The sequence below is a fragment of the Gemmatimonadaceae bacterium genome, assembly GCA_035533015.1.
Lineage (GTDB): Bacteria > Gemmatimonadota > Gemmatimonadetes > Gemmatimonadales > Gemmatimonadaceae > JAGWRI01.
This window is the reverse complement of sequence record DATLUQ010000062.1, coordinates 16,884-30,287: the sequence shown is the minus strand read 5'-3', so window position 1 is coordinate 30,287 and position 13,404 is coordinate 16,884. Positions and strand designations below refer to the sequence as shown.

Annotated in this window: 16 protein-coding genes; 8 read left to right on the top strand and 8 right to left on the bottom strand. The window is 68.6% G+C overall.

All coding sequences use genetic code 11. From position 1 onward, the window contains the following. Positions 1-22 precede the first annotated feature (22 nt). Positions 23-985: an FAD binding domain-containing protein gene (locus VNF92_13265; GenBank protein ID HVA58845.1), complete on the bottom strand. Its 963-nt coding sequence runs from the start codon at positions 983-985 to the stop codon at positions 23-25. 114 nt (positions 986-1,099) lie between these two features. Between VNF92_13265 and VNF92_13260 the strand changes: the two genes are divergently transcribed. After that, positions 1,100-1,663, top strand: coding sequence for a thioredoxin family protein (locus VNF92_13260; GenBank protein ID HVA58844.1), 564 nt, complete (start codon positions 1,100-1,102; stop codon positions 1,661-1,663). A 67-nt stretch (positions 1,664-1,730) separates the two neighbouring features. On the opposite strand, the gene VNF92_13255 is transcribed toward VNF92_13260, so the two are convergent. Beyond that, positions 1,731-1,907, bottom strand: coding sequence for a hypothetical protein (locus VNF92_13255; protein HVA58843.1), 177 nt, complete (start codon positions 1,905-1,907; stop codon positions 1,731-1,733). A gap of 155 nt (positions 1,908-2,062) precedes the next feature. Between VNF92_13255 and VNF92_13250 the strand changes: the two genes are divergently transcribed. Together VNF92_13250 and VNF92_13245 are read left to right on the top strand one after the other, a co-directional pair. Continuing rightward, positions 2,063-2,740, top strand: a complete 678-nt coding sequence (locus VNF92_13250; GenBank protein ID HVA58842.1) for a M23 family metallopeptidase — start codon at positions 2,063-2,065, stop codon at positions 2,738-2,740. Positions 2,741-2,785: 45 nt separating this feature from the next. Beyond that, on the top strand, positions 2,786-3,097 hold the full coding sequence (locus tag VNF92_13245; protein ID HVA58841.1) for a YhbY family RNA-binding protein: 312 nt from the start codon (positions 2,786-2,788) through the stop codon (positions 3,095-3,097). Here the strand turns inward: VNF92_13245 and VNF92_13240 are convergent. Together VNF92_13240 and VNF92_13235 are read right to left on the bottom strand one after the other, a co-directional pair. After that, positions 3,057-5,429: a xanthine dehydrogenase family protein molybdopterin-binding subunit gene (locus tag VNF92_13240; GenBank protein ID HVA58840.1), complete on the bottom strand. Its 2,373-nt coding sequence runs from the start codon at positions 5,427-5,429 to the stop codon at positions 3,057-3,059. The two genes, VNF92_13245 and VNF92_13240, sit on opposite strands and share 41 nt — an antisense overlap. Further along, positions 5,419-5,901, bottom strand: a complete 483-nt coding sequence (locus tag VNF92_13235) for a (2Fe-2S)-binding protein (GenBank protein HVA58839.1) — start codon at positions 5,899-5,901, stop codon at positions 5,419-5,421. The genes VNF92_13240 and VNF92_13235 overlap by 11 nt, the downstream gene beginning before the upstream one ends. Before the next feature lie 106 nt (positions 5,902-6,007). Between VNF92_13235 and VNF92_13230 the strand changes: the two genes are divergently transcribed. Next, positions 6,008-6,271 (top strand): ferredoxin family protein, encoded by a 264-nt coding sequence (locus VNF92_13230; GenBank protein HVA58838.1) that lies wholly within the window; start codon positions 6,008-6,010, stop codon positions 6,269-6,271. A gap of 62 nt (positions 6,272-6,333) precedes the next feature. Here the strand turns inward: VNF92_13230 and VNF92_13225 are convergent, their stop codons facing one another. After that, positions 6,334-6,960, bottom strand: coding sequence for an isoprenylcysteine carboxylmethyltransferase family protein (locus VNF92_13225; GenBank protein HVA58837.1), 627 nt, complete (start codon positions 6,958-6,960; stop codon positions 6,334-6,336). A 177-nt stretch (positions 6,961-7,137) separates the two neighbouring features. Between VNF92_13225 and VNF92_13220 the strand changes: the two genes are divergently transcribed. Further along, a complete protein-coding gene (locus VNF92_13220; protein ID HVA58836.1) occupies positions 7,138-8,322 on the top strand; it encodes an HRDC domain-containing protein in 1,185 nt (394 codons plus the stop codon). A gap of 41 nt (positions 8,323-8,363) precedes the next feature. Here VNF92_13220 and VNF92_13215 read toward each other — a convergent pair whose 3' ends face one another. Together VNF92_13215 and VNF92_13210 are read right to left on the bottom strand one after the other, a co-directional pair. After that, on the bottom strand, positions 8,364-8,711 hold the full coding sequence (locus VNF92_13215; GenBank protein HVA58835.1) for a metal-sulfur cluster assembly factor: 348 nt from the start codon (positions 8,709-8,711) through the stop codon (positions 8,364-8,366). Between the two features lie 75 nt (positions 8,712-8,786). Continuing rightward, positions 8,787-10,187 carry a serine hydrolase gene (locus tag VNF92_13210; protein ID HVA58834.1) on the bottom strand — a complete coding sequence of 467 codons (1,401 nt, stop codon included), beginning with the start codon at positions 10,185-10,187 and terminating at the stop codon, positions 8,787-8,789. Between the two features lie 230 nt (positions 10,188-10,417). Between VNF92_13210 and VNF92_13205 the strand changes: the two genes are divergently transcribed. Genes VNF92_13205 through VNF92_13195 form a run of 3 tightly spaced genes read left to right on the top strand, consistent with a single transcriptional unit; the run spans position 10,418 to position 12,859 of the window. After that, positions 10,418-10,993, top strand: coding sequence for a sigma-70 family RNA polymerase sigma factor (locus tag VNF92_13205; GenBank protein ID HVA58833.1), 576 nt, complete (start codon positions 10,418-10,420; stop codon positions 10,991-10,993). Beyond that, entirely contained in the window at positions 10,974-11,687 is a 714-nt protein-coding gene (locus tag VNF92_13200) for a hypothetical protein (GenBank protein ID HVA58832.1), read from the top strand. The genes VNF92_13205 and VNF92_13200 overlap by 20 nt, the downstream gene beginning before the upstream one ends. 20 nt (positions 11,688-11,707) lie before the next feature. Further along, positions 11,708-12,859 (top strand): PDZ domain-containing protein, encoded by a 1,152-nt coding sequence (locus tag VNF92_13195; protein ID HVA58831.1) that lies wholly within the window; start codon positions 11,708-11,710, stop codon positions 12,857-12,859. Here VNF92_13195 and VNF92_13190 read toward each other — a convergent pair. Next, a complete protein-coding gene (locus VNF92_13190; GenBank protein ID HVA58830.1) occupies positions 12,840-13,376 on the bottom strand; it encodes a matrixin family metalloprotease in 537 nt (178 codons plus the stop codon). The genes VNF92_13195 and VNF92_13190 overlap by 20 nt on opposite strands. Positions 13,377-13,404: the final 28 nt, after the last annotated feature.

Here is a 13,404-nt window from a genome sequence, read left to right as displayed (position 1 = left end):
AAGGGGGACGAGCAGCCAACGTTCAGGTGCCGAGTTCGCGCATCGCCTGGCGAAGTAGGGCGCCCGCCAATTCCACCTTGTAACCGTTCTTGGACAGCGGGGTGACGTCGTACAAGGCGCGCTCGGCCAGTGACGCGATCGAATCGTCGTCCAGCCCACCCGACGCCACGTCCTCCTCCACCGACGAATTCACGCGCCAGGGCGCGGACGCCACGCCGCCCATCGCCATCCGGACTGCGCCCGATTCGCGCCGCACCGCGGCGATGCTCACGAGTGCGAAGTCCCACGCCTCGCGCTGCATCAGCTTGTGATAGTGCTGCACGCCGCCTGCCGATTCGGTGCTCAGCACGATGGCGCTCACGAATTCGCCCGCCTCCACCACCGTCTCGCGGTCCAGCGGCCCGCCGGGCGCCACGAAGAACTGGCCGATGGGCACGGAGCGCGTGACCGCGGCGCCCGTGATCTCGATCGTCGCCTCGAGCGCCGCGAGGGCCACCGCGGGGTCGCTCGGGTGCACGGCGTGGCACGGGCCTCCGTTCACGATCGCGAGGTACTGATTCTCCCCGTCCACAGCGGGGCAGGCGTCGCCACCGCTCTTGAAACAGGACACCCCTCGCCGGAAGTACCAGCAGCGGGGACGCTGGCACAGGTTGCCGCCCATCGTCCCCATGTGCCGAAGGGCGGGCGTGCCCACGCTCTCGCATGCTTGGGCCAATGCCGCCCACCGTCCCCGCACCGCAGGATGCCGGGCCACGTCGTGCACGTGCGCCGAGCTGCCGATGCGCAGCGAACCGTCGGGCCCGACTGCGATTTCGTCGGCGCCGCGAACGGAGCGCAGGTCCACCACCCTCGCCGGCGACGTCACGCCCTCCTCGATTGCCACGAGCAGGTCCGTGCCGCCGCCCATCGGCGCTGAACCGTCGTGGGCCAGTTGGGCTGCCGCGTCGTCGCGCGACAGGGCGCGATGGTAGGTGAAGGGATGCACGGCGATTCGAATCTCAACTGAAATGAAGCGCGCGCCGACGGACACGGCTTGCGCAGGTCGCTAAATAGAAGATGGCGGGCATTCGCTCGCCCGAGCAAGGTTGATGAGGTTCTCATGCTTTCGACGACATTCGAGCTGGACGTGGCGCGCTGGGAATCGGCGCCGACCTTTGACGCATGGCTGCCCACGGCGCAGAGGAACGCCGACCTGTGGCGAGCTGTCTACGAGCACGCCCGGGTGCCCGACGAATTCGCGGCCCGCGCGGCGCGACTCGGCGGGCCCTGGCATCTGGTGGTGCTGAGCGAGGACTGGTGCGGCGATGCGGTGAACATCGTGCCCGTCGTGCAGCGGCTGGTGGAGGGTGCACCGGGGCTGGATCTGCGGCTCCTCGGCCGCGACGCGAATCTCGACGTGATGGAGGCCCACCTCACTGGCAAATCGCGCTCCATTCCGGTGGTTCTGCTGCTCGACCGAAACTTCAGGGAGCTGGGCTGGTGGGGTCCGCGCCCCACGGAGCTGCAGGCGTGGGTGCTCGGTCCCGGAAAGGCGCTGTCCAACGACGATCGGTATCGCGAGGTCCGCCGCTGGTACGCCCGCGACCACGGGCACGCGATTCTCGACGAGGTGTTGTCGATGATGGAACGCGGAGTGGCCAGCCGCGTCGCGCAGGATTTGTGAGCCGGTAATGGAAGAGCGGCGGGCTCCGTGCCCGCCGCTCATCGTCCGGCGCCGAGATCCGGCGCGATCAGTTGTTGTCCTGACTACCCTTGGCGTGGAAGGTCAGATCGTTGTACGACTTGTAGGTCGTCTTGTGGATGTACGTCACGGCGCTGAGGATCACCGCGACGATGACGACGGTCAGGAGTACGGTTCCCCATCCCTGATTCTTCTTGACTTCGATGTGGCGGTCCTGGTGCGGCATGTGCTCCTCTTCAGCGCGATTCGGTGGAACGACCTAAGATAGCGTGTCAATTCCGGAGGCGCGACCACCCGCCGATTTCCGCGAGCTAGCGTCCTGTCGTTGCCCGAGTCGAGGCCGGCGCGTCGTTCTACGCCGATATGTCCACGCGCTCGCGAATGCCCATCATCCTGGCCACTGCCCTGTGTGCGTCGGGGTGCATTCAGACCCTCGCGCCCGCCGTGGTGCCCGAGCCGGAGGGCCGCGTCGCAGCGGCGGCCATGGGGCCCTCGGCGGCCAATGGGGACGCCGATGCGGGCGACGCGGCCCCCTCAGACGCCGCCAGCCGGCTGGTCGCGCCGCGGCTCGCACTCACCGCAGCGGCCGCCGATGCGACGCTCGTCTCGCACGCCCTCATCCTTCCGGTGGCGGGGGGCTCGGCCGATGCGCTCCAGGACTCCTTCGACTCGCCGCGCGAAGGGGGGCGGTTCCATCACGCCATCGACATCATGGCGCCACGAGGCACGCCAGTCCTGGCGGCTGACGACGGGCGGGTGCTCCGGCTATCCAGCAATACCCTCGGCGGCATCACCGCCTATACGATCGATCGCAGCGGCCAGTTCGTGTACTACTACGCGCACCTCGAGGGCTACAAGCGCGGGCTCAGCGCCGGCGATCTGGTGACCAAGGGCGACACCATCGGCTATGTGGGCACGACTGGCGACGCCCCGGAGAATCTACCGCACCTCCACTTCCAGATTCTCCGCATGCCCCCCGACGGCAAGTACTGGGAGGGCGAGGCGATCGACCCCTTCCCATTACTTTCCGAACGTGGCACCCGCATCGTTGGCCACTAGCGGCCGCTCGCGCCACCGGCTGCCGAACCTCAGCCTGCACCGATCATGGCTCTGACGTCCAAACAACGCGCCGAGTTGCGCGCCGAAGCGCATCATCTCGCCGCCGCGGTGCACCTGGGACACCAGGGCGCCACGCCGGCGCTGGTCCAGTCGGTGGCCGATGCCCTGCGCACGCACGAGTTGGTGAAGGTTCAACTGAACCGCGCCGCCGACGCCAAGCCCAAGCAGGTGGCGACCGACCTGGCCAAGATGCTCTCGGCCGAGGTGGTGCAGGTGATCGGCCGGACGGCAACGCTGTACCGGGAGAATCCGGAGATCAAAAAGAAGGCTGGCGCCCCGCCGCCGTGGAGAAGGTAGCAAGCACCCTCCACGGCGTCATCGGAATCTCGGCCATCTCCGCCCCGATCGCGTCGGCTACCGCGGCCGCGATGGCCGGTGCCACGGGAATGATCGGTGGCTCGGCCAGCCCCTTGGCGCCGGTGTGATTGGCCACCACATCGGCCTCGTCGAGAAAGAATCCCTCGATCACCGGCACGTCGGCCATGGTCGGAATCTTGTAGTCGTGCAGCGTGGGATTCATCGGGAGTCCGAGGCGCGCGTCCATCACCCGTTCCTCGAATAGCGCATAGCCCAACCCCTGGAGCACCCCGCCCTCGAGCTGGCTCTCGGCGAGTGTCGGATTGACGATCCGCCCGCTGTCGTGCGCGGCGACGATGCGCACCACGCGCACGCGGCCGGTCTCGACGTCCACCTCGACCTCGGCGAAGTGCGCGCCGAACGCCGAGATTGCCGTGCCGTCGGGGTTCGGGCCGCGGCTGCCGTGCCCCATGATCATCACGTCGCCCAGCCTGCCGCACACGTCGGCAAAGGTGATCGTGCGTTCGCTGCCGCGCACCCCGATCACGCCATCGCGCGCCGTCAATTCGTTCACGCCGGCGTCGAGCATCGCCGCCGCCGCCTCGAACAGCCGGTCGCGCGCCTCCTCGGCGGCGGCGCGCACCGCCGGCCCCACGGACGCGGTGGTGATCGAGCCCCAGGAGTTGGACGCGAAGGGCAGCCGCTCGGTGTCTCCGAGGACCGTGCGCACGTCGTCGACGCGGGCGCCCAGCACCTCGGCGGCGATCTGGGCCATCACGGTGCGGGACCCGGTGCCCAGGTCCTGCGCGCCGGTGAGCACTTCCGCGCTGCCGTCGCGATCGAGACGCACCGTGGCGTACGCGGGCGGACCGCCGCCGGCGCCCCAGGTGCAGGCGGCCATGCCGAACCCGCGGCGGATGCGCGTGGCCGAGGTGGTTGCGCGTCGCGCCTCGCGTTCGGTCCAGCCGAATCGCGCCGCGCCCTGGCGATAACACTCGTCGAGCCGCTTGGCCGAATAGGGACGGTCGCGCACCTGGTCGCGGCGGGCGTAGTTGCGCCGCCGCAGTTCCAGCGGGTCGAGGTGCAACTCCCGGGCCAGGGCGTTGAGGGCGCTTTCCAACCCGAACGCGCCCTCGGTGTGTCCCGGCGCGCGGAACGATGCCATCGCTCCTTCATTAGTGTATACGAATTTCTCGCTGGTGCGCACGTTGGGGCAGGCGTGCAGCTCATGGTAGATCCGGCCGGGGCCGGCCTCCCACCCGCCGATGCCCAGGGGAATCGTCGCCTCGACCGCGATCGCCGTGAGCGTGCCGTCACGCCGCGCGCCCAGGGTCACCTGCTGGACGGTGGCCGAGCGGTGGCCGGCGTCCGTCTGTTCGCCCTCCCGGTCCCACACGCAGCGCACCGGACGCCCCACCTGGCGAGCGAGCGCAGCGGCGATATAGCTGGCCGCCGCTGCGCCGTTCTTGGCGCCAAACCCGCCACCCATGTAGTCCTTCATCACTCGCACCTGGTTCAGCCTGAGCTTGAACGCCGCCGCCAGGTCGCGCCGTGTATTGAAGATCCCCTGGGTGGATTCCCAGACGGTGAGCCGGCCGCCCTCCCACTCGGCTACCGCGCCGTGCGGCTCCAGCGCGCTGTGGAGCGCCACCGGCGTGCGGTACTCGCGCGTGATCGTGATCTCGGCGCCGCGCAGTCCGGCCTCGACGTCGCCGCGCTGGATCACGCGCGGCGAGCGCGGCGACTCGTTGCCGCGCGCACGGACCTTGGGGGCGCCGTCGGCCAGCGCCTGCTCAGCGGTCACCGCGTGGGGCGCGGTCTCCACGGTGAGTTTCACGGCCGCGGCGGCCGCGTTGGCGAGCCCGAAGGTGTCGGCACACACCGCGCACACCGGCTGGCCGGCGTAGTGGATCGTGTCGTCGAGCAGCTGGCCCCCGTCGGCGCGAATGCCGCGGACGTCGTCCAGGGTGAGCACTCCGCGCACCCCGGGCATGGCGAGCGCAGCAGACGCATCGAGGCCGGCGACCCGGCCGGCCGCCACCGCGGCACGGACCACGGCGGCGAAGAGCATGCCGGGGCGGTGCACGTCCACCGTGTAGCGTGCCGTGCCGGTGACCTTCTCCACCGCGTCCATGCGCGGTATCCGCTGACCCACTACGTGCAGGGGGGTTCCGGCGTCCCACGGCTCGGGGTTGCGGTCGGGGAGCTCGACGATCTTCGTTTCTTCGCGCCCCTCGATCTCGACCTTGGTGGCGACGAAACGCGTGGCGCGCGGCGCGTCCGCCGGCGGAGCGGGAACCGGCGGCTTGGCCGCGTGCTTTCTAGGCGCCACGGGCGTCCGCCAGCCGACGGGCGGCGTCGAGCACGGCACGCACGATCTTCGGGTAGGCGCCGCAGCGGCAGAGGTTGCCGCTCATCCCGTGCCGCACGTCCTCTTCGGTGGGGTGGGGGTTCTCGGCGAGCAACGCAGCCGCGGCCATGATCTGCCCCGGCGTGCAGAACCCGCATTGCAGTGCGTCGTGGGCGATGAAGGCCTGTTGGAGAGCGTGGAGCTGGTCGGGGGCGGGGGCGGAGGCGCTCATTCCCTCGATCGTGGTAATTGCCGTGCCCTCGCAGCCGGCTGCCAAGGTGAGGCACGCATAGGCAGGCTTGCCGTCGAGCAGCACGGTGCACGCCCCACACTCCCCGCGTCCACACACCAGCTTGGTGCCGGTGAGGGCCAACCGTCCGCGCAGGACCCCGAGCAGCATCTCGTGGCCGGCAACGGCCAGATCGTACGCGTTTCCGTTGACGATGAGCCGCATCGGCAGAGGGTGGCGGGGCGGAATGGACGGCGTACCCTGTTGGCCCGGGCGCCACCGATTATCTTAGTCGAATCGCGTCTGCTTCGCAGCCATTTTCGAGGCACTCATGCCCTATGTGATCACAGAAGCCTGCATCGGAGTCAAGGACCGCGCTTGCGTGGACGTCTGTCCCGTGGACTGTATCTACGAGGGCGAGGACCAGCTGTATATCCACCCGGACGAGTGCATCGACTGCGGGGCCTGCGAGCCCGAATGTCCGGTGACCGCCATCTTTCCCGAGGAAGACGTCCCCGTCCAGCTCAAATCGTACATCGAGAAGAACAAGACGGTGTTCGAGGGAGCCGATCCGCCGGGACGACCGCAGCGGTAGGAACCGGCGGCACAAGACCGACAACTCGAGGCTCTCAACCTCGAGTTCTCAGCGGAGGGGTCTCAGTAGATCCGGGCTTTGAGCACGAAAGCCAGGGCCAGCACTGCGTACGCCAGAAAGGTGCTCGCCTCACTCCGCCAGGCTTCGCCCCATGCGTGGGGGCCGTGCCCTCGCTCCGCCGGTAGTCGCGGGATCCACCGTGGCGTGGCGCGCTTGTAGGCCAGGTACTCCGCACTGAAAATCGACTCGAGCACGCCCTCCTCATACTGAACGATGAGGGCGTACTCCGCCGCGAATAGCACGAGCGCAACCGGCAGGAACCAGAACACCCCGGACACGACCACGAAGCCGGTCCAGATGAGAAAATTGCCCAGGTACAGCGGGTTGCGCGTCCAGGCGAAGACGCCGTAGGTCACCAGCCGCTGGACGTCGCGCGACCGGCGGCGCGTCACCGTGCCCGCGGCCGCGACCCCGGGCAGACGGATGGCCTCGCCCAAGGCGATGATCACGGCTCCGACGCACCACTGCGCGGTGCTCGAGTGCCCCGGTACGAGCAAAGGGATGAGGATGAACGGCACGGGCAGCCATCCGCGGTTCCGGAAGAGGAACGCGCCCCACCTGGCCAGTTTCCGGCGTTCGGCGGCTGAAATCGTGGGCTTGGTGCCGCTCCAATTCACGTTGGCCGTCATCGTTCAGAGAATCTAATGTCGGGGTCAGCAACCGCGACAGCGGAAGCCGGGGCTCGCGCCGCCTGCGGCCGGAGCGGCAGAGAGTTCGTCCACTCACCGGGCATGGGGCATGGAGGGGACGTGGTCGATTGAGGAGTACGCTAGATTGTCCGCAGTTCACCCCAATCGAGGACGCGCGTGGCGCAACCCGAGCCCCACACCCCGCTGTTTCTTGACACGCCCGAAGAGACGGCCCGGTTCCTGCGTGAAATCTCCACCGCGCGGGAGATCGCCGTCGACACCGAAGGGGCGAGCTTCCACCGGTTCATCGATCGAATCTATCTGCTCCAGATCTCCACGCGTGACCAGTCGGCGATCATCGATCCGCTGGCTGTGCCACAGTTGGACGGACTCGGGGCCCTGATGGAGCGCAGCGACGTGGAGGTGGTGTTCCACGACGCCGATTACGATCTGCGCCTGCTGCGCCAGGACTACGGCTGGGACGTGGTGCGCATCTTCGACACGCGTGTGGCGGCGCAGTTGCTCGGCATTCGCACCTTCGGCCTCGCCGCGCTACTCGAACGGTACTTCGGCGTGAAGCTGGAGAAGAAGTACCAGCGCGCCGACTGGTCGCTGCGTCCGCTCACGCCGGGCATGCTCGAGTATGCGGCGCAGGACACGATGCACCTGCTCGAGCTGCGCGACCGCATGAAGGCCGACCTCGAGCGCGCCGGCCGGCTCACATGGGCGGAGGAAGAGTTCGCGATCGTGCAGAGCGTTCGTTGGTCCCCCGACGAGGAGGGCCTGGCCTTTCTGCGCATCAAGGGCGCGCGCGACCTCACGCGGCGCGAGCTGGCGGTGTTTCGCGAATTGGCGCGCTGGCGCGATGGCGTGGCCTCGGAGTTGGACCGGGCGACCTTTCGGGTGATAGGCAACGAGCCGTTGCTCGAACTGGCGCGCCTTCAGCCCACGGACAGGCGCGGTCTTGCCGGCGTGAAGGGAATGCCGCGCGGCATCGCCGAGCGGCAGGGCCAGGAACTGATCGATGCGATAGCACGCGGCAAGGCGGTGGACGAGGCCGATCTGCCCCGATTCCCGAAGGCGCGTCGTTGGGACCGCGATCCGGAGTTCGACGCGCGGGTGTCGGCGCTCAAGACGGCGCGCGACGCGGTGGCCCTGCGGCTGGACCTGGACCCCGGCGTGTTGTGTGCGAAGGACCGGATCGAGGCGGTGGCGCGGCGCAATCCCGAGACGCCCGAAGAACTCGCCGACGTGACCGAATTGCGCCGCTGGCAGCGCGAGGTGTTGGAACCGTCGTTTCTCGAGGCGCTCACGCCGCATCGGGCGAGGCGACCGGTGGAGGAGTCACCGTATCGGGATTGAGAACTGCGAACAGCGCGGGCTGATTCGGCCCCGTTTGCAGCTCACAACCCCATGTACGCCCGGACCCTCGGCTCGATCCTCTCCGGCGTCCAATACGGCTCCCACACCAGATTCATCACCACGTCGGCCACGCCGGGCATGGCGCGCACAGCGCGCTCCACGTCGTTCATGATTTGCGGGCCCGCCGGGCACCCGGGCGACGTGAGCGTCATGTTGACCACCACCGTCTGGTCTTCCACCAGCACATCATAGACCAGGCCCAGGTCGATGATGTTCAGATTCAGCTCCGGATCCTTCACCTTGCGAAGGGCGAGCTTGACCTGCTCGTCGGTAGGCGCCAGCGCCTGGCCGGCGGTTCCCGGGGCTGTCGGTTCGGTTGATTCGGCCATGCTCGTCGCTCCTCCGGTTCCGCCGCAAGATCGCGGAACCAGGAGCGGGATGGAAGGCGTCGGCGAAAAGGGCGGCTATGCGCCGGCCGTCTTCGCTTTGGTGCCGGTAGTCGTGGCGCTTGGTTTCGCGACCGCCTTCGCCTTGGTCCGCCCGGCTGGTCTGGTCTTTGCCGCCACTCTGGACGCGGCCGACTTCCGCCACGCGCTTCTCCGCGGCTTGCGCACCACTCGGTTCCAACCGGCCTGCCGGACCGTTCGCCACTCGGCCGGCATCACCATCGGACCGTCGGCGTAGTTCTCCACCGCCGCCACCGACGCGTCGGCGAGATCAGCCCGAACGTCGGCAATCGCCTTGAAGCTGTGGCGCACCCGAGGTTCGTACACACGATTGGTCAGCAGGATCACGAACATCTGCCGGTCGGGGTCGATCCAGATCGAGGTGCCGGTGAACCCGGTGTGCCCGTACGCGCTCTGGTTCAGATAGTCGCCGCACCCGCCCTCGCCGGCGCATGTGTCCCACCCCAGGGCGCGGGTACCGGCGCCGGGCGCGCGCGTCGTGAACAGCTTCACGGTGCTGTCGGATACGATGCGCACGCCGTCGTACGTGCCGCCATTGAGCATCATCTGGGCGAAGATCGCGAGATCGGACGCGGTGCTGAACAGCCCCGCGTGGCCGGCCACTCCACCCAGAGCGTCGGCGTTGTCGTCGTTGACCTCGCCCTGCAGCGGAAAGCCGCGCCGCGACCAGGGCTCGGTGGGGGCCACGCGCTCGTCCAAAGCGCGATCGGGCCGGAACTCCGTGTCGTGCATTCCCAGGGGTTCGAACACGCGCTCGGCCAGGAACTGGTCGAGCGGCTCGCCGCTCACCTGCTCCACGATGAAGCCGAGCACATCAGCGCCGAGGTCGGAGTAGACGAACTCCGCGCCGGGCCGGGTATAGAGATGCGTCTCGAGCACCTGTTCGCGCGCCTCTTCCGGCGAATGCGCCGTCCGCCACAGATCGCGGCCTGCGGGCAGTCCCGAGCGGTGCTCGAGCAGCATGCGCACGGTGACGCGGTCCTTCTCCCCGCCCGAGAAGGCCGGGAGGTACTTGTAGACCGGATCATCCAACCCGATCTTGCCCTCGTCGTACAGCACCATGATCGCCGTCGTGGTGCCGATCACCTTGGTGAGCGAGGCCAGGTCGTAGATTGTGCGGTCGGGCACCACCAGGGGGCTGTTGCGGCTCCAGGTGAGGTGGCCGAACCCCTCTTCCACGACGCCGAAGCCTTGCCGGCCCACGAACACCGAGGCGCCGGGGTAGACGCCAGCGCGGATTCCGCGGGCGATGACGTCGTTGATCTTGGCCAGCCTCGCGGCCGACATGCCCACTTCCGCCGGCTGTGCGGTCGGCAGCCCATCACCCGGCACGTGCAGCGGGGTTGGGTGGCTGGAACCGGCGATCACGATGGCGGTGAGAAGGGAGTGCAGCAGCACGGGATTCCTGGGCCGATGAACAACGCTGATACAGTAGGCGGGGCGGGATGCTCCAATTTGCGGGACCGGCCCCGTCGGAGCGCCGCGCAACATGGCCGCACGTAGTCAAACGAACAAGAGACGGCTTCGGTCACCGCGCCGGCGCTGAAAAAACATTTGATCTTCGATCCGGATGGCGTTTGGCCCGGTAAACCATTTTCATACGGCAGGCTGACCAATTCTTCGAACTCATGAGCGACGAGCACGCCACCATCCGACGCGCCATCCAGGGCGATGAAGCGGCGATGCGGGCCCTGTGGGCCCGGCATGCCCCGCGCATCGACATGGTCGTACGCCGGCTGGCGGGGCCGGATCACGACACGGCGCAGGACATCGCGCAGGAGGTCTGGATCCAGATCTTTCGCGCGTTGCCCACGTACCGTGGCGACTCGCAGTTTGCAACGTGGGCGCATCGCATTGCGGTGAACCGAACGCTCAACGCGCTGCGCCGGACCCGGCGGCTCGCGAAGATCGAAGTTGACATGGAGGACGACGCCGTGGCGGTGACGCCCGACACCGACCGGACCTTCGTCATGGCGTCCATCGAACAAGCGGCGGCCCAGCTCTCGCCGGGCGCCCGGACGGTGTTCCTGCTGCACGACGTCGAGGGTTACACGCACGAAGAAATCGCGGCAGAACTCGGCATCACTGCCGGCGGTTCCAAGTCGCAACTGTTCAAGGCGCGGGCCAAGCTCCGCAAACTGCTCGCGCATCTGGTCGATGCACCCGAACGAAGGGAAGTGGAACATGTCGCACCTGTCTCCTGAACGCCTCGCGGCGCTGGCCGACGAAGAGCCGACGGCCGCCGAACTCGCCCACCTCGGTGGGTGTGCGGACTGCGCCGCCGAGCGAGATGCTCATCGCGGGCTCGTCGACCTGGCATCAGCGGAGCGCGCGAGCATCGGACTTCCGCTCACGCACTGGGAATCGCTGGCTCCGGCGCTCCGGGCCGAACGGCTGATCGCCAGGCCGGCAGTGGGGCTGGCGGCCATTTCCGGCGGTCGGCACGGCCGCCATTGGCTGCAGGTCGCCGCGGCGCTGTTGTTCGTGGCTGGCGGTACGGTGATCGGTCGCGTCACGGCCGGCGCCGCGCCGCTGCCCGGATTGCCGGTCGCGACGCCCGCGCTGATGGCCGCGGCGAGCGATTCGCAGGGCGTCGCTTTCCAGTCTGTGGCGGACGCCCGGGCGGCCCGCGACCGTGCGCAACTCGTCTACCAGAACGCGTCGGCATTCCTGGCCCAGAACGACACCGCGGTCCACGGCATCGAGAGCCCGTCGTCCATGCGTACGCGACTGGCAGCGCTCGACCAGGTGTCGCACGCCATGCGCCAGGCGCTCAACGACGCGCCGTACGATCCGGTGATCAACGACTACTACCTGACCACGCTCGGCCAGCGCGAAGCCACGCTGCGCCAGCTCAATACCGCGCTTCCCGCCGGGATGCGCGTCAACAGCTTCTGATGTCCGGAAAGGGTGTCGCAATGCGCAGTTCGCTGACGAATTCCAACCGCACGCTCGCGATGGTCATGGCGCTGGCGCCGTTTGCCGCCGCGTCGGCACTGGCCCAACATGCTCCGCGCCCGACCGCCAGGCCGCGCGCGCAGGTATGCATCAATGGAAAGTGCATCGAGGACTCCACCCGCGTGGTCGTGATCGATCTGATGGACCGCCTCGATTCGCTGCAGCGGGTCTACCTCGGAACACCCATCTCGCCCGACGATCGGGAGCGTATGGCGACCGAGATGTCGGACATGGTGAGCCGTCTGGCGGGCATTGAACGCGGCACGGTGGAGTTGAGCCTCCAGCGGGCCGCCGAAGCGCAGCGCGAGGCGATGTCCGAGGGGCAGCATGACGCCGGGCAGTACTCGGTGGCCATGGACATTCCGTCCGACGTGGCGCCCAAGGGGTGGATCGGCGTGACGTTCGCGGGCGCGCCAATCACCGACGTGCGCGGCGGCGCCTTCTACGTGCGCTATCTCACGTATCCCGAGGTCGTGTCGGTGGACGCCGACTCGCCCGCCGAGCATGCGGGCATCCTGCGCGGCGATCTGTTGCTCGCCTTCAACGGCCAGGACGTGACCCGCAAGGCCATCTCCATGACGGGGCTCCTCCAGCCCAACCGCCGAGTCGTGGTGCGCCTCGAGCGAGACGGTGAAGCGCGCGACTATCCGGTGGTCGTGGGCAAGGCGCCGCGCACGTTCACGCTGCGAGTGAACGGTTTCGCACCGTCGGCGCCCGCAGCGCCCACCGAATCGGTGGCGCTCGCCGCGCCGCGCGTGGCAGTGGTGGAGGGGATGATGGCCCCCGCCCCCGCCGCCCCGCCGCTGTCGTTCTACCGGTTCGACCCCGACATGGCGGCGCTGGGTGGCGCGATGATGAACACGGTGAGCGCCGACCTCGGCCGTGCCTTCGGCGTGGACAAAGGCGTTCTGGTGCTGAAGGCGCCGCGGGGCACGCCGGCGGCCGATGCCGGGCTTCGCGAGGGCGACGTGATAGTGAAGGCCGCCGGAGTCGCGGTTGCCAGCGTGGGCGAACTCCGGCGTACGCTCGAGCGTCACGCTGGCGACGCGTCGGTGGAACTGCAGATCGTCCGCGACCGGAAGACGCGGACGGTCAGGATCTCGAACGACTAGTCACACTCGCATCCGGCAGCAGGCGATGGCCCTCTGCCGCGAACGCGCGGCGGAGGGCCATGCTGTCTTGGCTCGATAGCGCACGCACGCGCACGGTGGGCGCCATGATGCTCCAAGGGTCGGACGAATGGGGCAGACCGAGCAGGTGCCCCAACTCGTGCATCGCCAGCGCGCTCATCGCGTCGCCGTATACAGGCCGTCCGTCGGGATGGTGCACGGCCAGACGCACCGAGGCATCGATCACGTCGCCGCTCTCGTTGCGCACGACGCGCAATTCGCCGGTCATCGGGTGGGCGAAGCGGTCCACCCAGGTAACCCGCACCGTGGCGTCGGCCGAGTCGTCGGTGATCGCGAAGCGGACCGACGGCACGATGCCGCTCCACGCGGCGAGGGCGCGCTCGACCTGAAGGGTGTCATCGGCCCGCCAGCCCGCCAGCGTGGTGGACGGCTGGACCCAGACGAAGATCGGTCCCGGAGGGGCCATCGGGGGAACCGCCGCGGCGAGTGCGGCCAGCATGAGGGTCGCCAGAAGGTGCACGCCTGAA